The 24,505-nt window shown below is 67.4% G+C and carries 22 protein-coding genes; 6 read left to right on the forward strand and 16 right to left on the reverse strand.

Annotated elements, in window-relative coordinates; genetic code table 11:
* Positions 1-18 precede the first annotated feature (18 nt).
* Entirely contained in the window at positions 19-2,313 is a 2,295-nt protein-coding gene (purL, locus tag ACFQ9R_RS12695; protein WP_378990593.1) for a phosphoribosylformylglycinamidine synthase subunit PurL, read from the reverse strand.
* A 163-nt stretch (positions 2,314-2,476) separates the two neighbouring features.
* On the opposite strand from purL, the gene ACFQ9R_RS12700 reads away from it, so the two are divergent.
* The gene (locus ACFQ9R_RS12700) at positions 2,477-3,733 is read left to right on the forward strand and encodes a glycosyltransferase 87 family protein (protein ID WP_378990594.1); all 1,257 of its coding nucleotides are present in this window, start codon (positions 2,477-2,479) and stop codon (positions 3,731-3,733) included.
* 40 nt (positions 3,734-3,773) lie between these two features.
* On the opposite strand, the gene ACFQ9R_RS12705 is transcribed toward ACFQ9R_RS12700, so the two are convergent.
* Positions 3,774-5,066 (reverse strand): M18 family aminopeptidase, encoded by a 1,293-nt coding sequence (locus ACFQ9R_RS12705; RefSeq protein WP_378658054.1) that lies wholly within the window; start codon positions 5,064-5,066, stop codon positions 3,774-3,776.
* A gap of 60 nt (positions 5,067-5,126) precedes the next feature.
* Positions 5,127-5,564 (reverse strand): MarR family winged helix-turn-helix transcriptional regulator, encoded by a 438-nt coding sequence (locus tag ACFQ9R_RS12710; RefSeq protein ID WP_378990595.1) that lies wholly within the window; start codon positions 5,562-5,564, stop codon positions 5,127-5,129.
* A 60-nt stretch (positions 5,565-5,624) separates the two neighbouring features.
* On the opposite strand from ACFQ9R_RS12710, the gene ACFQ9R_RS12715 reads away from it, so the two are divergent.
* On the forward strand, positions 5,625-6,698 hold the full coding sequence (locus tag ACFQ9R_RS12715; protein ID WP_378990596.1) for a substrate-binding domain-containing protein: 1,074 nt from the start codon (positions 5,625-5,627) through the stop codon (positions 6,696-6,698).
* A gap of 16 nt (positions 6,699-6,714) precedes the next feature.
* Here ACFQ9R_RS12715 and purQ read toward each other — a convergent pair whose 3' ends face one another.
* Both purQ and purS read right to left on the reverse strand, forming a co-directional pair.
* On the reverse strand, positions 6,715-7,392 hold the full coding sequence (gene purQ, locus ACFQ9R_RS12720; protein ID WP_378631755.1) for a phosphoribosylformylglycinamidine synthase subunit PurQ: 678 nt from the start codon (positions 7,390-7,392) through the stop codon (positions 6,715-6,717).
* The gene (gene purS, locus ACFQ9R_RS12725; protein ID WP_056818769.1) at positions 7,389-7,625 is read right to left on the reverse strand and encodes a phosphoribosylformylglycinamidine synthase subunit PurS; all 237 of its coding nucleotides are present in this window, start codon (positions 7,623-7,625) and stop codon (positions 7,389-7,391) included. Before purS ends, purQ begins: the two co-directional genes overlap by 4 nt.
* A 97-nt stretch (positions 7,626-7,722) precedes the next feature.
* Here purS and ACFQ9R_RS12730 point away from each other — a divergent pair, with 97 nt between their 5' ends.
* Complete coding sequence (locus ACFQ9R_RS12730; protein WP_378990597.1) at positions 7,723-8,367, forward strand: MBL fold metallo-hydrolase; 645 nt, start codon at positions 7,723-7,725, stop codon at positions 8,365-8,367.
* Here the strand turns inward: ACFQ9R_RS12730 and ACFQ9R_RS12735 are convergent, their stop codons facing one another.
* The 5 genes from ACFQ9R_RS12735 to ACFQ9R_RS12755 form a co-directional block, all read right to left on the reverse strand.
* Positions 8,368-9,714 carry a dipeptidase gene (locus ACFQ9R_RS12735; protein ID WP_378990598.1) on the reverse strand — a complete coding sequence of 449 codons (1,347 nt, stop codon included), beginning with the start codon at positions 9,712-9,714 and terminating at the stop codon, positions 8,368-8,370.
* 11 nt (positions 9,715-9,725) lie between these two features.
* Positions 9,726-10,163, reverse strand: coding sequence for a hypothetical protein (locus tag ACFQ9R_RS12740; RefSeq protein ID WP_378990600.1), 438 nt, complete (start codon positions 10,161-10,163; stop codon positions 9,726-9,728).
* On the reverse strand, positions 10,160-11,584 hold the full coding sequence (locus ACFQ9R_RS12745) for an APC family permease (protein ID WP_378990601.1): 1,425 nt from the start codon (positions 11,582-11,584) through the stop codon (positions 10,160-10,162). The genes ACFQ9R_RS12740 and ACFQ9R_RS12745 overlap by 4 nt, the downstream gene beginning before the upstream one ends.
* Before the next feature lie 132 nt (positions 11,585-11,716).
* Complete coding sequence (locus ACFQ9R_RS12750; protein ID WP_378658062.1) at positions 11,717-12,418, reverse strand: DUF2334 domain-containing protein; 702 nt, start codon at positions 12,416-12,418, stop codon at positions 11,717-11,719.
* 74 nt (positions 12,419-12,492) lie between these two features.
* Positions 12,493-13,140 (reverse strand): nitroreductase family protein, encoded by a 648-nt coding sequence (locus tag ACFQ9R_RS12755; RefSeq protein WP_378990602.1) that lies wholly within the window; start codon positions 13,138-13,140, stop codon positions 12,493-12,495.
* A 141-nt stretch (positions 13,141-13,281) separates the two neighbouring features.
* Here ACFQ9R_RS12755 and ACFQ9R_RS12760 point away from each other — a divergent pair, with 141 nt between their 5' ends.
* A complete protein-coding gene (locus ACFQ9R_RS12760; RefSeq protein WP_378990603.1) occupies positions 13,282-13,734 on the forward strand; it encodes a MarR family winged helix-turn-helix transcriptional regulator in 453 nt (150 codons plus the stop codon).
* Positions 13,735-13,773: 39 nt separating this feature from the next.
* Here the strand turns inward: ACFQ9R_RS12760 and ACFQ9R_RS12765 are convergent, their stop codons facing one another.
* A complete protein-coding gene (locus ACFQ9R_RS12765; protein WP_378990604.1) occupies positions 13,774-15,921 on the reverse strand; it encodes a S9 family peptidase in 2,148 nt (715 codons plus the stop codon).
* 153 nt (positions 15,922-16,074) lie between these two features.
* On the opposite strand from ACFQ9R_RS12765, the gene ACFQ9R_RS12770 reads away from it, so the two are divergent.
* On the forward strand, positions 16,075-17,094 hold the full coding sequence (locus ACFQ9R_RS12770) for a DUF2330 domain-containing protein (RefSeq protein ID WP_378990605.1): 1,020 nt from the start codon (positions 16,075-16,077) through the stop codon (positions 17,092-17,094).
* Between the two features lie 67 nt (positions 17,095-17,161).
* Here ACFQ9R_RS12770 and ACFQ9R_RS12775 read toward each other — a convergent pair whose 3' ends face one another.
* From ACFQ9R_RS12775 to ACFQ9R_RS12795, 5 genes are all read right to left on the reverse strand, one after another.
* A complete protein-coding gene (locus ACFQ9R_RS12775; protein ID WP_378990606.1) occupies positions 17,162-18,121 on the reverse strand; it encodes an alpha/beta hydrolase in 960 nt (319 codons plus the stop codon).
* A gap of 135 nt (positions 18,122-18,256) precedes the next feature.
* Positions 18,257-18,679 (reverse strand): HIT family protein, encoded by a 423-nt coding sequence (locus ACFQ9R_RS12780; RefSeq protein WP_378990607.1) that lies wholly within the window; start codon positions 18,677-18,679, stop codon positions 18,257-18,259.
* Positions 18,680-18,761: 82 nt separating this feature from the next.
* Complete coding sequence (gene purB, locus ACFQ9R_RS12785; protein ID WP_378990608.1) at positions 18,762-20,183, reverse strand: adenylosuccinate lyase; 1,422 nt, start codon at positions 20,181-20,183, stop codon at positions 18,762-18,764.
* Positions 20,184-20,189: 6 nt separating this feature from the next.
* On the reverse strand, positions 20,190-20,843 hold the full coding sequence (locus ACFQ9R_RS12790; protein WP_378631736.1) for a TetR/AcrR family transcriptional regulator: 654 nt from the start codon (positions 20,841-20,843) through the stop codon (positions 20,190-20,192).
* A 157-nt stretch (positions 20,844-21,000) separates the two neighbouring features.
* Positions 21,001-22,164, reverse strand: coding sequence for a pyridoxal phosphate-dependent aminotransferase (locus ACFQ9R_RS12795; RefSeq protein WP_378990610.1), 1,164 nt, complete (start codon positions 22,162-22,164; stop codon positions 21,001-21,003).
* Between the two features lie 409 nt (positions 22,165-22,573).
* Here ACFQ9R_RS12795 and ACFQ9R_RS12800 point away from each other — a divergent pair, with 409 nt between their 5' ends.
* Entirely contained in the window at positions 22,574-23,482 is a 909-nt protein-coding gene (locus ACFQ9R_RS12800; protein WP_378990611.1) for a M23 family metallopeptidase, read from the forward strand.
* Positions 23,483-24,505 lie beyond the last annotated feature (1,023 nt).

Consider the following 24,505-nt stretch of genomic DNA (forward strand, 5'->3'; position numbering starts at 1 on the left):
CTCGACTCCTCTGTGCGATCAGGCGGTGTGCGCTCCGAACAGCTTAGGCAGCGTGCCTTCGAATGCCTCGCGCAATTCGGCGAGTGTCACGGAGAACTGCCCCTGCACCTCGACCGAATCCGAGCCCTGGTCGACGACGCCGATGCGCACCCACGGCAGCTGCCGCGCGTCACACATCTTGGTGAACCGGGTCTCCTCCGAACGCGGCACGGCGACGAGCACCCGGCCGGCCGACTCGGAGAACAGCTGCACGAACGGGTCAGAGCCCTCGGGGAGCACGATGCGGCAACCGGTTTCGCCTGCCAGCGCCGCCTCGATGACGGTCTGTGCCAGGCCACCCTCGGACAGGTCGTGCGCGGCGGAGATCATGCCGTCGCGCGAACCCGAGGTGAGCACCTCCGAGAGCAGCTGCTCGCGGGCGAAGTCGACGCGCGGCGGCACGCCACCGAGGTGGTCGTGGGTGACCTGCGACCAGATCGAGCCGTCCAGCTCGTCGTGGGTCTCGCCGAGCAGGATCAGCGACTCGCCCGGTTCGAGGCCGAGGCCGGTCGGGATGCGGCGGTGCACATCGTCGATCACGCCGAGCACGCCGACCACCGGGGTGGGCAGGATGGCGTCCTTACCGGTCTGGTTGTAGAAGCTCACGTTGCCGCCGGTCACCGGAATGCCCAGTGCCGCACAACCATCCGCGAGGCCGCGCACGGCCTGCTGGAACTGCCACATCACGCCCGGATCCTCCGGCGAACCGAAGTTCAGGCAGTTGGTGACGGCCTTGGGGGTGGCGCCGGTGGTGGCGACGTTGCGGAACGCCTCGGCCAGCGCCAGCTGCGCGCCGGTGTACGGGTCGAGCTTGGTGTAGCGGCCCGACGCGTCGGTGGCCAGGGCGATGCCGCGGCCCGAGGACTCGTCGATGCGGACGACGCCCGCGTCGGCGTGCTCGGCCAGCACGGTGTTGCCGCGCACGTAACGGTCGTACTGCTCGGTGATCCACTTGCGGCTGCACAGCTGCGGGCTGGCGATCATCGTGAGCAAGGTCTCGCGCAGCTCGTCGCCGGTCTTGGGCCGGGTCAGGGTGGCGGTGGTGTCGGCGATCAGCGCGTCCTGGGTGTCGGGGCGCTGCACGGGACGCTCGTACACCGGGCCCTCGTGGGCGACGGTGCGCGGCGGTACGTCCACCACGGTCTCGCCGTGCCAGGTGATGACGAGGTGGTCGCCGTCGGTGACCTCACCGATGTCGGTGGCCAGCACGTCCCACTTCTTGCAGACGGCCATGAACGCGTCGACGTTCTCCGGCGTGACGACCGCGCACATGCGCTCCTGCGATTCGCTCGACAGGATCTCGGCGGGGGTCATGTGCGCGGCGCGCAGCGGGACCTTGGTCAGGTCGATGTGCATGCCGCCGTCGCCCGCCGCGGCGAGTTCGGACGTGGCGCAGGACAGACCGGCGCCGCCGAGGTCCTGGATGCCGACGACCAGCCCGGCCGCGTACAGGTCGAGACAGCACTCGATGAGTACCTTCTCGGTGAACGGGTCGCCCACCTGCACGGCGGGCAGCTTCTTGCGGCCGGTGCCGGACTCGTCACCGGAGAAGGAGTCCGAGGCGAGCACGGACACGCCGCCGATGCCGTCGAGGCCGGTACGCGCGCCGAACAGGATGATCCGGTTGCCGTTGCCCGAGGCGAAGGCCAGGTGCAGGTCTTCCACGCGCATCGCGCCCGCGCACAGCGCGTTCACGAGGGGGTTGCCCTGGTAGGAGGCGTCGAACACGGTCTCGCCGCCGACATTGGGCAGGCCGAGCGAGTTGCCGTAGCCGCCGACGCCGCGCACCACGCCGTCGACCACGCGACGGGTGTCGGGGGCGTCCGCCGCACCGAAGCGCAGCTGGTCCATCACCGCGATCGGGCGCGCGCCCATGGCCATGATGTCGCGCACGATGCCGCCGACGCCGGTGGCCGCGCCCTGGTAGGGCTCCACGTAGGAGGGGTGGTTGTGGCTTTCCACCTTGAAGGTGACGGCCCAGCCGTCGCCGATGTCGACCACGCCGGCGTTCTCGCCGATCCCGGCCAGCATCGAGGCCTTCATCTCGTCGGTGGTGGTTTCACCGAAGTAGCGAAGATGCACCTTGGAGGACTTGTAGGAGCAGTGCTCGCTCCACATCACCGAGTACATCGCCAGCTCGGCATCGGTGGGCCGACGGCCCAGAATCTCCTTGATGCGGGCGTACTCGTCGTCTTTGAGACCGAGTTCCTTGTACGGCTGCGGAGCATCCGGGGTGGCTGCGGCGGTAGCGACGGTGTCGACCTGCAGTGTCACGGGAGACCAGGGTCCTTTCGGCCGGGGGGAACTTGATCTGCAGAGTCTAATGGTTGCGGGGTAACCGCCTGCCGCCCGTCCTGCCCTCACGCTGGGGAGGCGGCCGGATTCGGTCTGGTCACACTTGCGGTTGGGCCATTGGGGTACCCATTACTCTGGCGCTGTGAACGAAAGTCCGGGGGTTGCCGAGCAGGTCGAGCCGCGTATTCCCGATTCCGACAACCCGGACCGCCAACGACGCTGGCTGACCGCCGCCATCGGTTTGTTCGTGGTCTCCGCCGCCGTCGCACTGCTGGCGCACTGGTGGCACGGGTTCATCGACCTGCAGGTCTACCGCAACGGCGCGCGGGTGTGGCTCGACGGCGGCGACCTCTACGGCCCGATGCCGCCGGTGTACGGGCTGGGCCTGCCGTTCACCTACCCCCCGCTGGCCGCGATGTTCTTCGTGCCGCTGGCGCTGATGCCGCTGGTGGTCGCCGAGGTCGTCGTGCTGCTGACCTCGCTGGCGAGCCTGGGAATCGTGTTGTGGCTGGTGCTGGTTCGCGTGCGCCCCGAACTCGACCGGATCTCGGTGCTCACCGTGCTGATCGCCGGGCTCGGCCTCGCCCAGTACCTCGAACCGGTCCGCCAGACGTTCAACTTCGGCCAGATCAACCTGATCCTGATGGCCGCGGTCGCCCTCGACATTCTCGTACGCAAGCCGTTCTGGCCGCGCGGGATGCTGATCGGCATCGCGGTGTCGATCAAGCTGATTCCGGCGGGCTATCTGCTGTACTTCCTGCTGCGCCGGGATTGGAAGGCCGCGGCCACCATGGTCGTCTCGGCCGCGGGCGCGGTGGGCGTCGGTTTCCTGCTGTTCCCCAAGGACTCGGTCGAATACTGGTTCCACACCGTGTCCGACACCGGCCGCATCGGCACGCCCTACTTCGCGGGCAACCAGTCGATCAAGGGCACGCTGTTCCGCCTCGGTATGAACGAATCGCTGGCGACGGGCCTGTGGCTCGGTCTGTCGGCGGTCACCATCGCGCTGGCCGCGGTGTGGATGTACCGCCTGATCGGCGTGGGCAACGAGGTCGGCGCGCTGCTGGTGAACGCGGCGGCGGTGCTGTTGGTCTCACCGGTGTCGTGGTCGCATCACTGGGTCTGGGTCGCGCCCGCGCTGGTCGTTGCGGTCAGCCTGGCCGTGTCTCGCCGCTCTCGCGGCTTCACCACCCTCGTCGCTCTGTTCACGGTGATGTTCATCGTGGGCCCGCAGTGGGTGTTGCCACATTCGGGCGACAAGGAACTGGCCTGGGCCTGGTGGCAGCAGATCATCGGCAGCAGCTATGTGTGGACCACGTTCGCCGTGATCGTCTACGCGGTGCTCACCTACCACCCCAGCCGAAAGTCCTCGGCCGCACCGGAACTCGCGTCGGCCTGACCTCGGCGGCCACCGAGGCCGAGCCGATCCCCCGCCGCCGTCAGTCCGTCGCTTCCGGGGTGAGGAAGGCCGCGAGGGCCGAGGCGTAGGCGGGCACGTCGGCGGCACCCATCAGTTCGCGGCACGAGTGCATGGCGAGCTGGGGTGCGCCCACGTCGACGGTCGACATGCCGGTGCGAGCCGCCGTCATCGGGCCGATGGTCGAGCCACAGGGCAGGTCGGCCCGGTGGACATACCGTTGCAGCGGCACGCCGGCCTGCGCACACGCCAGGGCGAACGCGCCCGCGCCCGCCGCGTCGGTGGCGTAGCGCAGGTTCTGATTCACCTTGAGCACCGGCCCCCCGCCGACCTCGATGCGATGCGCGGGCTCGTGCCGGTCCGGGTAGTTCGGGTGCGTCGCGTGCGCCATATCACCGGAGGCGACCACCGAACCGGCAAGCGCGGCAAGGTAATCCGCGCGCCCACCGCCACGGGCCAGCACGATCCGCTCCAGTACGGCGGGCAGCAGATCCGATTGCGCCCCACGATCGGACTGGCTCCCGACCTCCTCGTGGTCGAACATCACCAGCACCGCCGTCGCCGCACCCGGCTCGTCGGCGGCCGCCAGGAAGGCCTGCAGTCCGGCGTAGCAGGTGCCCTGGTTGTCGAGTCGCGGCGCGCTCACCAGGTCGAGGTCGCGACCGACGATCGTGCTCGACGCGAGGTCATGGGTCATCAGTTCCCAGCCGAGCACATCGGCACCGTCGACCTCGGCCCGCTCGGCGACGAAGTCGAGGAACGAGGCGGGCGCGTCGCCGATCCCCCAGATCGCGTTCACGTGCCGCTGCGGGTCGAGGGTGACCCCGCGCCGGTCCTCGGACAGGTGGATGGCCAACTGCGGCACCCGCAGGATCGGCTCGTCGATCCGCACCAGCACATCGCGCATCCGCGCGCCCTCGCGCACACTGAGCCGCCCCGACAGACCGAGCTCGCGGTCCAGCCAGGAGTTCAGCCAAGCCCCGCCGTACGGCTCGAGCCCGACGAGCTGCCACCCCGCACCTGCCAGATCGGGATGCTGCTTCACGCGCAGGTTGGGGCTGTCGGTGTGCGCGCCGACCACCCGGAACGGAGCCGCGGGGACGGCGTCGTAGTCAGCCCACGCGATCAGCGAACCACCGCGCACCACATAGTGTTTGCCGCCCGCGTCGTCCCACGCCGACGCCTCCGTCAACGGCGTGAAACCGTTGCCGTCCAGCTCGGCCGCCACCGTCGCGCACACATGGAAGGGCGAGGGTGACGCATCGATGAAGGCACACAATCCGCTGGCCGTGGCCGCTGTCAAGGAAACCGGCATCCTGCGATCCTAGGCACGATGCCGTGCCCCGGCACCCCGCCCCGGAATACCGCGCTCGGATCAGTCGTCGCGTTCGGCGATCACCGCGAGCGCGGCCAGTAATTCGCCGTAGCGGCGACTCCCCAGGCGGCAGCGTAATTCTTCCTCCGCGAGCTTTTCCTGCGCGCGGATCCTGGCGGCCAGTTTGGCCCCGAGACTGCTCAAGCCGATCAGGATCCGGCGACGATCGTCGGTGGCGGCGACCCGGAAGATCAATCCGCGTTCGGCGAGATTGTCCGCGTGCCGGGTGGCCGACGACGGGGCCAGCCGCGCCTGGGCGGCCAGTTCCGACATCGTCATCCCGTCGTCGGTGGACAGCTGCGACAGGATCGCCCAGTGGTCGGCCGTGAGATTGTCAGCCGACAGCGCCGATTCGAGCCGGCCTACCCAGTTGCGCTCCGCGGAGCGCAGGGCGCCGTGCAGCGTGGAATACCCACTTATGATGGACACCGATTGCATTCCCACCTGCCGAGAAATTCATTCGAACAATCCTGTTCGCGCTAGGCGATAGAGTACAGAATGCCCTCGTTGGACCAGAGCCGGGATGAAACGATCGAGATTCTCTCGATCGTGCCCACACAAGGCCCTGGCGGCATCATCGCGCCATCGTGTACCGCGGCCATTTCCCTGGCAGTAGACGAAATCAATAGCGGCACAGGAATTCTGGGCCGTGAAATTCGTCTCACGACCCTCGACGGCGGCCGCGAACCACACGAAGTCGCCGCCGAAGTAGCGGCCTTCCTGGCCACCGGAATGGTCGGCGCGATCACCGGTTGGCACACCTCCGCGGTACGTCGAGCGGTCGCCGAAGCCGTCGACGCCCGCGTTCCCTACCTGTACGCCACCGACCACGAGGGCCTGCCCGACGAACGCCCCGGGGTCCTGCTGGTGGGCGAACATCCCGACCACCAGACAGTTCCCGCGGCCGCGTGGATGGCCCGCGAACTGGGAGTGCGCCGCTGGGCCGTTATCGGCAACGACTACATCTGGCCCCGCCGAACCGCTCGAGCCCTGCGCCGATCCCTGCCGAATCCGTACGACATCATCGTCGAGCACTACGTGCCGCTCGGCACCGCCGATTTCGGCGACTTCCTCGGCAACCCGACGCTGCTGCTGGCCGACGCGGTCCTGATCCTGATGGTCGGCGCCGACACCGCCCGCTTCAATCGCCAGTTCGCCGCCACCGGCCTGCCCGCCATGATGCCCCGGCTCAGCCCAGCGGTCGACGAGAACGTTTTGCTCAGCGCGGGGCCATCAGCGAACGCCAACCTCTATGTGGCGTCGAGTTTCTTCATCGACAACCACAGCGCCGAAGGTCGTGCTCGCCGCGCCCGCTATCACCGGCATCAGGGTCGATTCGCCCCCGCGCTGACCACTTTCAGCAACTCCACCTACGAGGCGATCCACCTGCTGAACACCCTGGCCGAGACCACCGGCACCCTCGACGTGAAAACGATCATCGCCGCGGCGGAATCGGGCCTGGTGCTGGACGGCCCGGCCACCCGCCGGGGTTTCCTGGGCAATCAAGCAGTAGGCCCCGCCCACCTGGCAACGGCGAACGGGGTCGACTTCGACATCATCGACACGCTCTAGTGCCGATGCAGGGCTGTCAGGCCTTGACGAAACTATCGATCACCGAGAAGAACATGCCGAGACCGTCGTCGCTGGGTCCGGTCAATGCCTCGGTCGCGTGCTCGGGGTGCGGCATCAAACCGACAACCCGCCCGTTGGCCGAGGAAATCCCGGCGATCCCGCGCTGCGAACCGTTCGGGTTGTCACCGGCGTACCGGAACACCACGCGACCTTCGCCTTCGAGCTCGTCGAGCACCTTCTCCGAAGCCTGGAAACGCCCCTCGCCCGACTTCAGCGGGACAAGAATCTGGGCGCCCGGCTCATACCGCGAACTCCACGCGGTATCGGTCGCCTCGACCTTCAACCACTCGTCGCGGCAGATGAAGTGCAGTCCCTCGTTGCGGGTCAGCGCACCCGGCAGCAGCCCGGCCTCACACAGCACCTGGAATCCGTTGCAGATACCGAGCACCGGCAGACCCTGCCCGGCGGCGCGAACGACCTCGCCCATCACCGGCGCGAACCGTGCGATCGCGCCACACCGCAAGTAGTCCCCGTAGGAGAACCCACCGGGCACGATCACCGCGTCGACACCCTTGATATCGGCATCGGCATGCCACAGGCTCACAGCCTCGGCGCCGGCCAACCGCACCGCGCGAGCGGCGTCGACATCGTCGAGCGTGCCCGGGAAAGTAATAACGCCAATGCGTGCGCTCACGAGACCCGAACGACCTTCCAGTCCTCGATCACCGTGTTCGCCAGCAGCGCCTCGGCGATCTGCTCGAGCTGGGCGTCCGACACACTGTCGTCCACCTCGAGCTCGAATCGCTTGCCCTGCCGCACATCCGAGATTCCGGCGAATCCCAGACGCGGGAGCGCGCCGACCACGGCCTGTCCCTGGGGGTCCAGAATCTCGGCCTTCGGCATGACCTCGACCACGACTCGTGCCACGCGTTGCTCCTCAAGTGATGTGGGGGTTACCTCGGAAATCTTAGTTGACCGGGCCGTCGTGCCCGCGTTCCGGGGTCACGGCGGCTTAGCATCGGGTATGCGCATCGCCCACTTCGGTCATTCCTGCATCCTCGTGGAACTGCACGGCGTGAAAGTGCTGTTCGACCCCGGAACCTTCGCGCACGGGTTCGAGGGCATCACCGGCTTGGACGCGATCGCGGTGACCCACCAGCACCCCGACCACATCGATCCGAATCGGATCGGCGATCTCATCGAGAACAACCCCACCGCCCGGCTGCTGTCGGATCCGCAGACCGCACAGCAGCGCAGCGAGGGCTGGGAGCCGGTGTCGGCCGGTCAGGTGCTCGATATCGGTGACTTACAGATCACCGGCGGCGGGGGCAGGCACGCGGTGATCCACCCGGAGATCCCGGTGATCGACAACACCGTCTTCCAGCTCGGCACCGAGGCCGACCCCGCCCAGCTGGTCCACCCCGGCGACTCGCTGTGGGTGCCGCCGGTCCCGGTCGGCGTGCTCGCCATCCCGGCCGTCGCCCCGTGGATGCGCATCGCCGAGGCCGTCGACTACCTACGCGCCGTCAACCCCCGCACCGCGGTGCCCATCCACCACGGCATCATCACCCCTTCCGCCCAGGGCATCTACTTCGGCAGGCTGACCGAGATGGCCCCGGCAGGCACCGAGTTCCGCGTACTCGAACCCGAGGACCAGGGCCAGTTCTGATCAGCGGTAGCTGGTCAGGAACAGCGCCTCGGCCAGTGCCATGTGCTCGATCTCGCTGGGGTCGACGCTCTCGTTGGGCGCGTGGATCAAGCATTTCGGCTCTTCGACGCCGATCAGCATGATCTCGGCCTTCGGGTAGGTATCGGCGAAGACATTGCACAGCGGGATCGACCCGCCCTGTCCCTCGGTGGTCACGTCGCGGCCGTAGGAGGTCGCCATCGCCTTTTCCATGGCCGAGCGGGCGGGGCCCTGCGTGGACGCGACGAACGGTTCGCCGAGCGCCTCGACCTCGATGTCGAGTTCGGCGTTCCACGGCACGTGCGCGCGCAGGTGCTTCTCCAGCAGGTCGTAGGCCTGCTTGGGGTCGGTGCCCGGTGGGATGCGCAGGTTGAGCCTGGCCCTGGTGCTCGGCTGGATCGCCGCCGACGACCCGACCACCGCGGGCACGTCCATCCCCAGCACGGTCAGCGCGGGCCGCGCCCACAGCATGTCGGACACGGTTCCGTTGCCGAGCAGGCCGACACCGTCGAGCACACCCGCGTCCGACCGGAAGTCCGCCGGCGGATACTGCGCGCCGGTCCACTTCTGATCGCCGGTGAGTCCGTCGATCGTGGTGTTGCCCTCGGCATCGCGCAACGACGACAGCAGCTGGATCATCGCGGCGAGCGCATCGGGCGCCGGTCCACCGAACATTCCCGAATGCATCGGCCCTTCCAGCGTTGTCACCGTCAGCACCACATTCACCATCCCGCGCAGGGTCTGGGTGAACGTCGGCACCCCGACCGCGAAATTGCCGCAGTCGGCGACCAGGATCGCATCCGATTGCAGCAGAGCGGGATTGGCGACGACGAACTTCTCCAATCCGCCGGTGCCCTGCTCCTCCGATCCCTCCGCCACCACCGTGATCCCGATCGGGAAGTCGGGTCCGATCGCGCGCAGGGCGGTCAGATGCGTGACGATATTGCCCTTGCAGTCGGCCGCACCACGCCCGTACCAGCGCCCGTCCTTGTCGGTCAGCGTCCAGACCGGTGTCTTCCACGCGGCATCGTCGAGCGGGGGCTGCACGTCGTAGTGGCAGTACAGCAGCACCGTCGGCGTGCCGGGCGGCCCCGGCTTCGACGCGATGACGGCTTTGCTGCCGTCGGGTGTCTCGTGCAGGCCCACCTCGGTCAACCCCGCCGCGGCGAACGCGTCGGCCACCCACTGCGCGGTCTGCGCACACCCTTCCGGCGGGAACTGACGCGGATCGGCGACGGATTTGAACGAAACAAGCTGGGCCAGATCCTTTTTCGCCTGACCCATCAGCCCGGAAACCTTGCCGCGCAGCGCCGTCACATCGTCGGTCATCTCTTCGCGCCTCACTTCGTCGTATCGTCGAGCTTCAGGGTCTCGAGATGAGAAAGATAGTCCTGCAAGCGATCCGGGCAGTAGGTGGCGATCGTGAGCGCCACCGCCTCGGTGGTGGCGCGCGGGCCGATCACCGGACGCTGTCCGGGTCCGGCCGCACCGTTGGTGATCGAGGCCTGGTATTTCGCCTTGATCATCGGCGAAGTCGGGTCCTGGCAGACCGACCCGCCGTCGTCGCCGAGCGCGTCGGCGATCACATTCGCCTCCGGTGCGGGCAGACCGGCCGCGACCAGACTGTTGTGCAGCTGTTCGGCTTTCGCGCTCGCCTGGGTGTTCTCGCGGATCGCGGTGAAGGTGAACAGGCCGATCAGGGCGAACACCACCAGCAGCACACCTGAGGTGATGTAGATCCAGCGTCGCTTGTGGTCGGGGGCGTCTCCGGTCGTCATGCCTGCTGCCCTTCCGGTACGGCGAATTTCCAGCTGTCCCTGCGATTTCGATAGAACAGATACGGAATGAGCAGGCCGACGATGCCGAGGCCGCCACCCACGATGAGCACGTACACCCACGGACTGCCCGAGCCGAACTGTGACGGCGGCACGAAGCCGATCGTGAACGCGGCGATCGAGGAGGCCGCGCCGAGCGCGCACAGCGCCATCAGCGCGGGTGCCCGGTAGCCGCGCGGGTGATCCGGATCGTCGCGACGCAGCTTGGCGGCCGCGGCGAACATCAGCACGTACATGATCAGATACACCTGCGTGGTGATCACCGACAGAATCCAGTACGCGCTCGAGACATCGGGGATGAAGGCGTAGAGCAACGCGATGAACGTGGTGAACACGCCCTGCGCCACCAGCATGTTCTGTTGCACGCCGTGTTTGTTGAGCCGGGTCAGGAACGGCGGCAGATACCCCTCGCTGCGCCCGATCAGCAACAGCCCCTTCGACGGTCCGGCCAGCCAGGTCAGCATGCCGCCGACGGCCGCGGCCACCAACGCGATGCCGACGATCGGGGTGAGGAAGCCGATTCCGAAGTGCGCGAAGAAGGCGTCGAAGGCCTGCATCACACCCGCGGTGAGGCTGAGGCTCGCCGCGGGGACGACCCAGCTGATCGCCAGCGCGGGCAGGATGAAGATCACCAGCACCAGGGCCATGGCCAGGAACATCGCCTTCGGGAATTCCTTGGCCGGGTTCTTCAGCGACGACACGTGCACCGCGTTCATCTCCATACCCGCGTAGGACAGGAAGTTGTTCACGATCAGCACCAGGCTCGCCAACCCCGCCCAGGCCGGCAGCAGGTGCGACGAATCCATCGGCGCCGCGGACGGATTGCCCTGCGCCAGGAAGACCAGGCCGAGCACGACCAGCAAGGTGCCCGGGATCAGCGTGCCGATGATCAGGCCCATACTCGACAGCCCGGCCACGGTCTTGGTGCCCTGCGAGGACACGTACACACCCGCCCAGTAGACGGTGATGATCACGATCGCCACATACAGGCCGTTGGAGGCCAGCGACGGATGAATGATGTACGCGAAAGTGCTTGCCACATAAGCGAGCAGGCTCGGATAGTAAAAGATCGTCATGGCGAACTGGCACCAGACGGCAAGAAATCCGAGCGGCTTACTCAACCCCTGACTGACCCATTGATATACGCCGCCCTGCCATCCCGACGCGAGTTCCGCGGCGACCAGCGAGGTCGGCATCAGAAACAGAATCGCGGGAATGACATAGAGGAATACGCAGGCCAATCCGTATACGGCCATGGTGGGCGCTGATCGCAGACTCGCCACCGAACTCGTGGTCATCAGCGCCAAGGTCACCCAGGACATATATTTCGTCGTCGTCGCGACTTTCGTCGAAGTGCCCGTCATCAGCGCTGCCTCCTGCTGTGTTCACACAACTAGCGGAAACCACTCGATCAACTGATGAATGATAAATCGCGCAGGAAGCTATCGGGGCCACCGCCGCGCGCTGATCGCCGGTTACGCGCGCGGCGGTGGCGGTCAGGCGGCTCGGACAGCCGGGTAGGGCTCCCAGCGGTATACGTCGCTGTGGGCGCCGTGATAGAGCGCGAGGTCGACCGCGTCCAGCACGGCTTGGCGCGGACCCGACCGCTGCAACTGCGCCGCCGACACCGCCAACCGCAGCACGCCGCCGCGTCGAGCGGTGCGCGCGGCGCCCATCACCAGCGCCCGGCACCACCATGGCTCGGCCCGGAAGCCCTCGCCGATCCCGTACACCCGAGCGCGCTGGGCGACATCGCGTTCCAGGTCGAGCATGGTGGTGAGCCCGAATGCCATGCGGAAGCCCACGTCGGGCAACGCCGCCAGCGCACCGTTCGAGGCGTCCCAGCGCGGCGCGGCGAACAGCCGGGTGCGCAGTTGCACCCGCTCCATCACCCGATCGGCGGCCTTGAGCCGCAGCGTCGCCTCGTGCCGGGGCAGATCGGCGAACTCCGCGCGCCGCGCCTTGGTGGCGGCCTGGTCGTAGCCGTGCAGCACGATCGCGTCGCCTTCGAGGCGCCGCCCGCGCAGCCACGACTGCGTCGCCGGATCGTCGACCAACCGGTACTTGCCCTTCAATCGCGGCGCGACCAGCAGCGACAGGCGCACACCTCGCGCGTCCATCTCCCCGGCGAACTCGATCGCGGCATCGCGAGTCGTATCCCGGATCCCCGACACCGAAACGATCAACTCAGCGTTCATGCACCTACGGTGACAGCTCGAGGTGACGCCGGCGTGCTACCCCGATGACGCCACGACGAATTCCAGCGCACTCCTCACCACCCCTGCCAGTGCAATACCTGTTCGCGCGGCACCCGCACCGCGGGTTTGAAGTCGGTGCCGATCGTGAACGCCAGCGGCAGGAAGGCCGCCAGCATGACCTTGTCGTACGGAACACCCAGTACCGCAGCGAGTTCCCGTTCCAGGGGCGCCTGCGCGGTGGTCCATACGGTGCCGAGTCCGCGGGCTCGCGCGGCCAGCATGAAGCTCCACACCGACGGCAGGATCGAGCCCCACGTGCCCGCCTGGACTTCCACCGAGGCGCGGTCGGTGCGGCCTTCCACGGCGGGGATCACGAACGCGGGCACCCGGTGGATATTGGCCGTCAAATAGCGCAAGCCGTCGAAAACCCGCTCGGTGGAGCGCGGGGAGACGTTCATCCGCTCCGCGTCGCGCGCGGTCAGCGGCGTCCCCTGGCTCAGCGGCAGCGACCGCCGGAAGATGTCGGCCAGCTCGCCACGGCGGGCCTTGTCGGTGACGACCAGGAAGTGCCAGCGCTGCCGATTGCGCCCGGTCGGCGCCTGCGTGGCCAGATCGACGCACTCCTCGATGAGCGACCGGGGCACCGGCCGATCGAAGTCGAGCCGCTTGCGAACCGCGCGGGTGGTCGACAGCAACTGGTCCGGGGTCAGATCGAGAGTCATGGGCGCTCCTCGTGCCACGCAGGAATCGTCTGGCACCGGACAATCTGTGCTCAGACGATTATGACGTTAGAGCGCCAACCATCTGCCGTCAAACAATCTGTGTACAGATGATTTAATGGAGGCTCGGACCCGAGGAGTCGCATGCCGCCCAAGCACACCTACTTCCCCCAGCTCGCCGCCGAACGACCCGACATCGCCCTGTGCCGGGCCTCGGCAGCGGTCGCCCGCGCGGCGGAAGCACACGCGAACGCGCAGGGCCTGGGCGTCGGCCAGCACCTGGTCCTCAAGATGCTCGCCGAGGTCGGCGCCTGCTCCCAGCAGGCACTGGCCGAGGAACTGCGCATCGACCGCAGCGTGATGGTGACGGTCTGCGACGACCTCGAGTCATCCGGATATGTTCGGCGCGAACGCAACCCGCTCGACCGCCGCTCCTACGCCGTCACCCTCACCTCTGCGGGCAGCGACCGCCTACACGGCGCCGAAGCCGCCACCCCCGCTTTCCTCGACGACACCTTCGCCGCGCTGACCCCCAGCGAACGCACCCAACTCACCACATTGCTCGGCAAGCTACTCATCACCGACCCCCGGCCCTGACACAAAAAAGGGCCCCGGCCGAAGCCGGGGCCCACCGCATCAGGCGTCCGCGAGACCCACTCGGTCGAGGACCCAGGCGTACTCGAAGCCGACTTCCTTCCACTTCTCGTAGCGGCCGCTCACACCGCCGTGACCCGCGGTCATCTCCGTCTTGAGCAGCACCTCGTTGTCGCCGGTCTTGGTGGCGCGCAGCTTGGCGACCCACTTGGCCGGTTCCACGTACAGGACACGGGTGTCGTTGAGGCTGGTGATCGCCAGAATGGCCGGGTAGTCCTTGGCCTCGACGTTCTCGTAGGGCGAGTACGACTTCATGTACTCGTAGACGTCCTTGTCCGCCAAGGGATTTCCCCACTCGTCCCATTCGATCACCGTCAGCGGCAGCGACGGATCGAGGATGGAGGTGAGCGGGTCGACGAAGGGCACATTGGCGAGGATGCCGTTGAACAGTTCCGGCGCCAGGTTGGCGACCGCGCCCATCAGCAGCCCGCCCGCGCTGCCGCCGTCGGCGATCAAGCGGTCGGGTGCGGTGGCACCGGTATCGATGAGATGACTCGCGCAGGCGACGAAGTCGGTGAAGGTGTTCTTCTTCAGCAGCGTCTTGCCGTGCTCGTACCAGAGCCTGCCCATCTCCCCGCCGCCGCGCACATGCGCCACGGCGAACACCATGCCGCGATCGAGCAGCGACAGCCGCGACACCGAGAACGACGGGTCGATGCTGGCCTCGTAGGAGCCGTATCCGTACAGCAGGGTGGGTTTCGGCCCGTCGGCCAGACCCTTGCGCTTGATGATCGAGATCGGAACGCGGGTGCCGTCGGCGGCGACGGCCCAATCGCGGTGCTGCTCATAGTCATCGGCGTCGTACCCGCCGAGCACCGGCTGTTCCTTGCGCAGCAGCAGCTCGCCGGTGGCGGGCACATAGTCGAACACCTGCATCGGCGTGATGAACGAGGCGACCCCCACGCGCAAGGTGGGCTGCTCCCACTCCGGGCTCGAACCCGCACCGGCGGAGAACAACTCGAGGCCGAAGTCGAGCTCTGTCAGTTCGCCGAAGCCCTCCGGGGTGAGCGGCCACACCGACAGGCGCGGCAGCGCGTCGCGCCGGTAACCGAGTACCAGATGGGTGGCGAAGGCGTCGATGTCCTCGAGCCGCACGTCCTCGCGATGCCCGATCAGGGTCGTCATGTCCGACGGGTCGGTGGCGGGTGCGACGGCGAGCACGAAGTTCTCCGCCTTCACGCCGTCGACCACGTCGTTGTGCAGGATCAGGAACTTGTCCTCGCCCGCGATCACCGCGTGCTCGGCCGAGTACTCCACGCCTTCGCGGCGCGGCAGCAGCACCCGGAACTCGCCCTCGGGATTGTCCGACTCCAGGACCCAGCCCTCGGTGGTGATCTTGGAACCGAGCCAGACCATCAGGTACTTCTCGGAGCGGGTCGCGCCGACACTCACCCAGTAGCGCTCATCGGGCTCGTGGAACACCGTCACATCGGCGTCGGAACCGGTGCCGACGCGGTGGCGCCACACGGTGTCGGGCCGCCACGACTCGTCGACCGTCTGATAGAAGATGTGTGTGCCGTCCAGCGACCAGGTCGCCCCCGGCGCCGCGCCCGCCACCTCGTCGGCCAGCAGTTCACCGGTGCGCAGATCCTTGATCCGCAGCGTGTAGCGCTCGTCGCCGGAGCTGTCCACGGAGTAGGCGAGCAGGTTGCCGTCGTGGCTCAGCGAGAACGCGCCGAGCGCGAAGAAGTCCAGCCCCTCGGCGAGGATATTGCTGTCGAGCAGCACCTGCTCGCCCTCGATCGCCGAGCCGACCTCCAGCTGTGGCGGCGTCCAGGCGTCGATACCCTCGGCTTTCGCGTCGACGGGACAGCGGCAGTGCACCCCGTACTGTTTGCCCTCGAAACTGCGCGAGTAGTACCAGTAGTCGCCCAGCCGCGTCGGGACCGAGAGATCGGTTTCCTGCGTCCTGGCCTTGATCTCGTCGAAGATCTTGTCCCGCAGGGGCTGCAGCTGGTCGGTCTGCGCCGCGGTGAAGGCGTTCTCCGCCTCCAGGTACGCGATGACCTCGGGGTCTTCCTTGTCCCGCAGCCACTCGTAGTCGTCGACGAACGTGTCACCGTGGTGGACCCGCTCGACGGGCGCCCTCTTCGCGATCGGCGCCGACACGGTCTCATTCTCGCCAGCCATTGGTCCACCGTAGCCGCCCCGCTCCCACCGGGCCCGCCAACTCGGCCGTCGGCGGCCGGCGGCAGCGGGCTCGCGCCGGCCGAGTGAGTATTTCTGCGCATCTGCCGCAGGCCCGTTGTGCGTAGCCTGACCCGCATGGGGATGCGGTACGCAATGCGTTCGTTGGTCGTGACTGCCGGGGTGGCCTTGGCCGCGGGATCGGGAGCGGTGATGCCGGCGAACGCGTGCGCCTGCGGCGGCGTGGTGAGCGCGGACAGTTCGGCGCGGGTGAACAACGAGTCCGCGGTCGTGGGCTGGGACGGGCGGCGCGAGACCGTACTGATGCGGTTGGGAATGCAGTTCACCGGTGCCGACGCGGCCCTGATCGTGCCGACGCCGGCGCCGGCGACCGTCTCGACGGGCAGTCCGGACTCGTTCAGGGAGCTGTCGCGCATGACCGCACCCGAGCGGGTCACCGAATACGACTGGTTCGGCAGCGGTTCGCTCGGCGGCGACGCATCCGGCGCCGCTCCGGGTTCGGGTCCCGACGTGCTGAGCCAAGTGCAGTTGGGCCCGCTGGAGGCGACCACCTTGCGCGGCGGCGATCTCACCGGTGTGCGCGAGTGGCTCGACACCAACGGCTATCAGCTCCGGCCCGAGGTGAGCGCCACGCTCGACCCCTATCTCCGCGAGGGCTGGTCCTTCGTCGCGATGCGCCTCACCAGCGCGAAGCCCCTCGCCGGCGCCCTGGACCCGGTCCGCCTCACCTTCGACTCCGACCGCCTCGTGTACCCGATGCGCATGTCGGCCGCCGCGACCACACCGCAATCGGTCCACCTGTACGTCTTCAGCGACCACCGGGTGGCACGCATCGATCCCGATACCGAACCCCACGTCGTCACCACCGAATTCGCCTCTCCGGTCGGCGAACCCAGCGATCCGGACCTGAAAGCGCTTGCGGCGAGCGGCAACTACCTCACCGAACTCTCGATCTACATCCCCCACCCGGCGACGATCACCAGCGATTTCCTTCTGGGTCCCGCCGCCGAGAACGTCCCCGTGCGCGACCGAGTGGTGAGCAAGGAATACGTCGAGATCCTCGGTCTGCCCGCGGGTTACGTCTTGATCGTCGCCGGGTTGTCACTGATCGGCGTGATCGCGAGCGTGGTCCTGCGTCGGCGGTCCGCGAGGTAGTCCGAACGCACCGCGACCCGGCTCTTCGGCGGTCACCGCCGTCGAACCGGGTCGCCTGTGGGAATTCTCAGGCCCCGAGTGCGGGTCCGATGACCGGCCACGAAGCGTGCAGGGCGTCCTGCCAGTAGGACCAGGAGTGCGTGCCCACCGGGTGGTAGTCGATCTTGGCGCCGATGCCCGCGGCGCGCAGGCGCTGGTCGAAGGCCACCATGCAGGTGTTGACGCCGAGCTCGATGGGTCCGCCGAGGAAGATGTTCTCGGCCAGCGTGGGCTTGAGTTCGGCCTCGTGCGGTCCGGGGATGCCGGTGCCGGTCGACATGTACAGCGCCTTGCCGCGCAGCCCGTCGATCATCAGGGCCGGGTCGTGCGCCGCCCACTCGGGGCTGCCGGGCGCGCCCCACATGTTGCCGGGATTGCCGCCCCGGTTGACGATGGAGAACATCATCGCGCCCGCCGCCATGGCGATGTCCGGACAGGCGCTGTAACCGGCGACGGCCCGGTAGAGGCCGGGGTGGCGGGCAGCCAGGATGTAGGCCGCGTTGCCGCCCATCGACAGTCCGCCGATGCCGTTCACGCCGGTGCCGTTGAACTGACCGTCGATCAGGCCGGGCAGTTCCTGGGTGAGGAACGTTTCCCACTTGTACCGGCCGAAACGCGGATCGTCGGTGACCCAGTCGGTGTAGTAGCTGGCCTGGCCGCCCATCGGCATCACCACGTTGACGTTCTTGTCGCGGAAGAAGGCTTCGGCGTCGGTGGCGTTGGTCCAGGTGCTCTGGCCGATGCCGGGGTCGAGGCCGTCGAGCAGGTAGTACGTGCCCCGCGCGCCACCGCCCGCGGGGTGCAGGACCTGGAGATCGACGTTGCGGCCCATCGCGGGCGAGGTGACGGTGATCGCCGTCCGGTGCGGAGTCAGTTCGCTGACTCCGATGATCTGCGCGGCGGACGCCGTCGTGGGGTGAACCACCGCCGGTCCGATGACACCGAGGGCTAGGGCCAGCACTGCAGCAGCAACACCTGTACGACGCACGATCTACCCTCCATAACCGCATGCCAATGACAGTCCAAAATAACCCACAGGCGAACGAATCGGAAGCATTCGGCGGTTCGGCGTTTCTTCAGCAAACTCTCCGGTTTGCAATGACCGCTTCGCCGGAATTCCGGGTCAGCGGGTGAGGGCGCCCCGGATCGAACCGGCCAGATAGTCGAGATCCGCCCGCGCGGGCGACGTGGGCCGCGCACGCAGACCGAAGCCGTCACCGGGCCTTCGCGGGATCACATGCAGGTGCACATGGAAGACCTCCTGCCCCGCCGTAACCCCGTCGGCGAGAAAGAAATTCACCCCGTCGGCCGCCACTTCACTGCTGCGCAACGCGGCGGCGATCCGCTGTCCGACCTGAAAGAGCTTGCCGCCCAACGCGGGATCGAGATCGGCCAGACTCGGTGCGGGCACCTTCGGCACCACGAGCACATGCCCCGGCGTCACAGGACGAATATCCATGAAGGCGAGGACTTCGTCGTCCTCGTACACCTTCGAGGACGGGGCGGCCCCGGCGATGATATCGGCGAAGATCGTGTACGGATTCACCCGACCACGGTATCGACCCCGGCGCACGAAAGCCCGCCACCGGCGCCGAAAAGGCGGCAGTGGCGGGCTGATTCGCACGGGACTACAGGATCGGCGACGGCGTGTAGCGCGCGGCGTCCGGATTCGCCTCGACCAGCTTCTGCACCTGCGCGACGACCTCGGCGACCTGGTCCGATGCCGCGCCGATGAACGCCGCCTTGTCGGCCAGCGCCGCGTCGAGTCCGGCCCGGTCCAGCGGCATCCGCGCATCGGCGGCGAGACGATCCAGCAGATCGGGTTCGCGGCCCTGCTCGCGCATGGCCAGCGCCACCGCCACCGCGTGCTCCTTGATGACCTCGTGCGCGGTCTCGCGGCCGACGCCCGCGCGCACCGCCGCCATCAGGATGCGGGTGGTCGCCAGGAACGGCAGGTACCGGTCGAGCTCACGCGAGACCACCGCCGGGTAGGCGCCGAACTCGGCGAGCACGGTCAGGAAGGTCTCCATCTGCCCGTCGATGGCGAAGAACGCGTCGGGCAGCGCGACGCGGCGCACCACCGAGCAGAACACGTCGCCCTCGTTCCACTGGGCGCCCGCCAGCTCGGCGGCCATCGAGCCGTAGCCGCGCAGGATCACCTGCAGGCCGTTCACCCGCTCACACGAGCGCGTGTTCATCTTGTGCGGCATCGCCGACGAACCGACCTGGCCCGGCTGGAAACCCTCGGTGACCAGCTCGTGACCGGCCATCAGCCGGATCGTGTGCGCGAACGACGACGGCCCCGCGCCCAGCTGTACCAGCGCGGACAGCACATCGTGATCGAGCGAGCGCGGGTACACCTGACCCACGCTGGTGAACACGTTCGCGAAGCCGAGGTGAGTGGCCACCTGCTGCTCGAGGGCGGCAAGCTTGTTCGCGTCACCGTCGAGCAGGTCGAGCATGTCCTGGGCTGTGCCCATCGGGCCCTTGATCCCGCGCAGCGGGTAGCGGTCGATCAGCTCGCGCACGCGCGCCAGCCCGACCAGCATCTCGTCGGCGGCGGAGGCGAAGCGTTTGCCCAGCGTGGTGGCCTGCGCGGCGACATTGTGTGAGCGCCCGGCCATCACCAGGGTCTGATACTCGGCGGCCCGCTCGGCCAGGCGCGCCGCGATGGCGATGCCGTGGCGGTACACGTGCTCGAGCGACAGCCGGATCTGCAGCTGCTCGACGTTCTCGGTGAGGTCGCGGCTGGTCATGCCCTTGTGCACGTGCTCGTGCCCGGCGAGCGCGTTGAATTCCTCGATCCGCGCCTTCACGTCGTGGCGGGTGACCCGCTCACGCTCGGCGATCGAGGCCAGGTCGACGTGGTCGATGACGCGTTCATAATCATCGACAACCCCTGCGGGGACATCGATTCCGAGTTCGGCCTGCGCACGCAGCACCTCCAGCCACAGCCGGCGCTCGAGCACGATCTTGTTCTCGGGCGACCAGAGCGCGACGAGCTCCGGGCTGGCGTATCGGGTGGCGAGGACATTCGGGACGAGGCTCACGAGCACTCAGTCTAATTGCCGCACCCGTTCGGCCTGCTGGGGCATCATGTTGGGGACCACGGGCGGGGCGACGATGTCGATCATTTCGAGCAGACCGGCCCTGGCGGGTCGGCGAGGTTCGGGGTGGCCTTCGATCAGCGCGGCGACCACCGCACCGTCGACGACGGCCACCAGCCTGCGTAACTGCTCGGGGCGCACCACTCGGTCGGAGCGGCGCAGCACGTCGGCGAGCAGTTCTTCGAGCTGGGTGCGTAGTCGGAGCTGGACCTCACGTAACTCGGGGTGACGGGCCGACGCCACGGACCGCTCGTAGCGGGCGATGAGCTGGCCGCGGGCGTCGAGGTCGCCGTCGTCGGGGCCGACGAGCACGTCGAGCACGAGCTCGACCGTCGCCTCGGTGCCGCGCCTGCGATGACTGACCTCACCGACCCGGCGGCGCATCGCGTCGAGTTCGATCGCGCCGCTGAACTCGACGGCGCGGGCGATCAGATCCTCCAGCGATTCGAAGTAGTAGGTGGTCGACGCGAGTGGAAGATCGGCTCGCGAGGCCACCGAACGATGTCGCACGGCGTCGAAGCCGCCTTCGAGCAACAGCTCAGCCGCCGCAGCCACCAGAGCCTGCCGACGTCGTTCGCCTTTCGGGGTCGTTGCGGTGGTCACCGTGCCAACGTGCCAGTCATCATCAGTTCAACCGTGCGCAATCGTCATCGGGGAAACACTGGGAATTCGGGATAACTGAGTTTTACCGTATCCCGGCACAGATGTGTTCGTACTACGCAAAGTTGTTGTCGCACATCACTGTTGACAAGTGTCCAGATCAGCCCTTCAGGAACCGTCCCAGACGCTCCAGTGCTGCGGCGATGTCGTCGGTGGCACCCGCGAAGGAGAAACGGACCGTGTGGTTTCCATTTGTGGTGTCGAAATCGAGTCCGGGCGCCAGCGCGACGCCGGTTTCGGTGAGCACCTCGGCACACCAGGCGCGCGAATTATCGGTCAAATGACCAATATCGGCGTAGGCGTAGAAGGCGCCGTCGGCGGGCGCGAGATCGGTGATTCCGATCGCGGGCAGACCCTCCAGGAGCAGCGCCCGGTTGCGCGCGTACCGGCGCACATGCCCGTCCAGCTCATCCTTGGCTTCCGGCCCGAAGGCGTGCACGGCCGCGTACTGGGAGATGGCGGGCGGGCACACCGTCATATTCGACGCCAGCCGCTGCAGCGCCGGGCGCAGGTCGGCCGGGGCCAGCATCCAGCCCAGCCGCCAGCCGGTCATCGAGAAGTACTTCGACACCGAACCGATCACCACCGACTCACGGGAGAACTCCCAGGCCGAGGAGGTCGGCGTGCTCGCGCCCGCGTAGGTGATGCCGTGATAGATCTCGTCGGAGATCAGCAGCGTGCCGTGCTGTTCGCACCAGCGGGCCAGCGCGGCGAGTTCGGCGGGGTCGATCATGGTGCCGGTCGGGTTGGCCGGGCTGGCCACCACCAGACCCTTCGGCGGCTCCGGCAGCGCTTCGAGCATCGCCACAGTCGGCTGGAATCTGGTCTGCGGGCCGCAGTCCAGTTCGACGACCTCGCAGCCGAGCGCGGACAGCGTGTTGCGGTAGGCGGGATAGCCAGGACGCGCCACCACCACCGTGTCGCCCACGTCGAAGGCGGCCAGGAAGATCAGCGTGAACGCGCCCGACGACCCGGTCGTCACCACCACCTCGTCCGGGTGCACGTCGTAGCCGTAGGTCTCGCTGTGGTGCCCCGCGATGGCCTCGCGCAGCGGCAGAATGCCGAATGTCTCGGTGTAGCCCAGCAATTCGTGATCGATCGCGGCCCTGGTAGCCCGCAACACCGGCGCGGGCGCCTGTGTGGACGGCTGCCCCGCCGCGAGCACCAGCACATCGCCGTGCGACCTGGCGCGTTCAGCGGCCGCTTTCCACACATCCATGACGTAGAAAGGGGCGATGGCCGACCGGCGCGATTCTCTGGACACCCGAGAGACGGTAGAGCACCCGATTGCGGGCGTTCACAGATATGGTCGGCACAATGGCTCCGACAGCGAATACGCAGCCACCGACGCGACCTCTGTGGTCACGTCGGGGCCGGGGCGCGGGGGCGGGATGAAGCGGACAGGGACGGCACGGGACGTGCGGGCGGGCACCCCCGAGGAGTGCGTGGACACCGAATCCGGACAGCTCACCGCAGACATTCGCGCGTCCGGCGGGGACGCTGAATCGACAGCGGCGGGCGGGTCGGCGGGAGACACTGCGACGGCGAGCGGGTCAGCCGAGTCGACGCGATCGAGAACTGGTGCGAGCCGTCGGGCTGTCAGTGTCAATGGCCGTATCTTGCAGGCGAACTGGCGGGAGCAGTTGCCGTCGAAGGGAGCAGCGCGCGACCGTATGACGGAGTGGGCCGCACGGTACCCGGTGGTCGGGGAGATCGCCGGTGAACTGCGTAGCGGTGAGATGCGCAAGGTCTTCTGGCGGCGGCCGAAGGCGCAAGCCGAAGACCTGTGGGCACGGCGGCCGAGTCGCGATCGGGTGCGTCAGGTGCTGGTCGAACGGCGCGTACTCATCGCCGCGATGGCCGCGGTGGCGGTGTTCGTGGCAGCCGACGGACAGGTCGGCGCCGTCGTCGACGGTGCCCCACTCGCACCCGGCGAAGCGATCCACGTGGCCGTCGCCTATCCCCCGCAACTGCTCCCCAACCCCCAGTCGGCGACCCGCATGCTCGCTGCCATCGACGCAGGTGAGAAGCGCCGCGAGGCACAAGTGGTCGCCGCGGCGGCCCGTTCCACGCTCGAACGCGCGAAAGCGGAGGCGGCGGCCGCGGCATCGGGTGAATGGCAGGACTGGATGGGCCAGCGCGCCCCGGTGGTCCCCGGCGCGATGGTGCCGGTGCCCGGCTCGACCCCGTCCGTCGGCGGGTTCAGCCTGCCCGCGAAGGGCGCGTTCACCTCCGGTTTCGGCTCCCGCTGGGGCACCATGCACCGCGGCATCGATATCGCGGGCCCCATCGGCAGCCCCATCTACGCCGTCGCCGACGGCACCGTGGTCGAGGCAGGCCCGGCGCAGGGCTTCGGCCTCTGGGTCCGCATCCGCCACGACGACGGCACCATCAGCATCTACGGCCACATGTACGACTTCTTCGTCTCCCAGGGCGAGCGCGTCCCCGCCGGAATGCAGATCGCGCGCATCGGCAACCGTGGCGATTCCACCGGCCCGCACCTACATTTCGAAATCGTGCAAAACGGCCAGCATGTGGATCCGCAGGCCTGGCTCGCTGTGCATGGATTGCGTCTCGATTGACCGCACAGCGGACACCTGCCCAGTCGATTCGAGCACCTCGCCAGCGTGCGTGAAGTGGGCTACTATTCCCCCGGGAGATCAAGGGGAGGTCCAATGTCTTTGCAGCGAAAATTAATTCGATCATGCCTGAAACATATAGGTGGCTGGCCGCGACCAGCGTCACAAGATCAAGACGCCATGGAGGCAATGTGAGCGTCCTATCGGTCGATGTGTCCCGCCTGAATGGCTTCAAGTTGGATCTGCAAGAGATTGCGTCGAACTCATCACTACCTGGCGCTACGGGACGTTTCGCAGAACTCGTTTCGCCGTTCGAAAAATTTCGGTCTGCCCATTCTACGGCTTTGCAAAGTGACACTTCGGCGATAACGGTCTCGGCCAGAGTTTGAGTACTGCGGACACCACATACAAAACCAGCGCCATCATGGTTGCGATTCGGGAAAGACTGCGAATTCCCGGTTCACTGATGGTCTGGGTACTCGGGCTGTCAGTACTCGTGGGGTCCGGGTGTGCAGATCCAAGCTCCCGAGAATCGGGGACAGTCCAGGAGGCATCGATCAGTCCGGAACTGATTGCGGAAGCGGCGAAGTATGGAGACTGGGTACTTCCAGCGGACGGAAACGTGTTGCTCGTCAGGAAATTGGAGCAGCCTCGGGCGGATGTGAAATACAATCTAGTCGTCGAGACATCACCTGATGGATTGGCGGCGATGTTGGAGAATTCAAAGTTCGTCTCTCCATTCAAGGGCGGTCTTCCGCCATACCCAGAGCGAATAATCGCCGGACCCGACCTTGTCACTTCGCCGAGCGTTCGGAGATCGCAAGATACATTTAGGTCCGCAAAAGGTGACGGCATGATTCGCGATGTCATGGTAGATGAGCGCTCCGCCGACCTGCGAATAGTTCACATCGAGTTTCGCGGTCAATGAGCTACCGGCTCGTCTGTGCCGGACGGGTTTTTCGAGTATTCGTTGCGCGCGGTCGATCGCAGCTATACAACCGAGTTGCACCGGGTTGGGACCGATGG

The organism is Nocardia sp. NPDC056541, assembly GCF_042794235.1.
Classification (GTDB): Bacteria; Actinomycetota; Actinomycetes; order Mycobacteriales; family Mycobacteriaceae; genus Nocardia.

Excerpts from the sequence above, each read along its gene's own strand:
- ACFQ9R_RS12745 (WP_378990601.1), bottom strand. The coding sequence starts at position 11,584 with ATGACGGGCACTTCGACGAAAGTCGCGACGACGACGAAATATATGTCC.
- ACFQ9R_RS12760 (WP_378990603.1), top strand. The coding sequence starts at position 13,282 with ATGCCGCCCAAGCACACCTACTTCCCCCAGCTCGCCGCCGAACGACCC.
- ACFQ9R_RS12750 (WP_378658062.1), bottom strand. The coding sequence starts at position 12,418 with ATGAACGCTGAGTTGATCGTTTCGGTGTCGGGGATCCGGGATACGACT.
- ACFQ9R_RS12705 (WP_378658054.1), bottom strand. The coding sequence starts at position 5,066 with ATGCCGGTTTCCTTGACAGCGGCCACGGCCAGCGGATTGTGTGCCTTC.
- ACFQ9R_RS12755 (WP_378990602.1), bottom strand. The coding sequence starts at position 13,140 with ATGACTCTCGATCTGACCCCGGACCAGTTGCTGTCGACCACCCGCGCG.
- ACFQ9R_RS12715 (WP_378990596.1), top strand. The coding sequence starts at position 5,625 with ATGCCCTCGTTGGACCAGAGCCGGGATGAAACGATCGAGATTCTCTCG.
- ACFQ9R_RS12765 (WP_378990604.1), bottom strand. The coding sequence starts at position 15,921 with ATGGCTGGCGAGAATGAGACCGTGTCGGCGCCGATCGCGAAGAGGGCG.
- ACFQ9R_RS12710 (WP_378990595.1), bottom strand. The coding sequence starts at position 5,564 with ATGCAATCGGTGTCCATCATAAGTGGGTATTCCACGCTGCACGGCGCC.
- ACFQ9R_RS12800 (WP_378990611.1), top strand. The coding sequence starts at position 22,574 with ATGACGGAGTGGGCCGCACGGTACCCGGTGGTCGGGGAGATCGCCGGT.
- ACFQ9R_RS12740 (WP_378990600.1), bottom strand. The coding sequence starts at position 10,163 with ATGACGACCGGAGACGCCCCCGACCACAAGCGACGCTGGATCTACATC.
- ACFQ9R_RS12770 (WP_378990605.1), top strand. The coding sequence starts at position 16,075 with ATGCGTTCGTTGGTCGTGACTGCCGGGGTGGCCTTGGCCGCGGGATCG.
- ACFQ9R_RS12730 (WP_378990597.1), top strand. The coding sequence starts at position 7,723 with ATGCGCATCGCCCACTTCGGTCATTCCTGCATCCTCGTGGAACTGCAC.
- ACFQ9R_RS12735 (WP_378990598.1), bottom strand. The coding sequence starts at position 9,714 with ATGACCGACGATGTGACGGCGCTGCGCGGCAAGGTTTCCGGGCTGATG.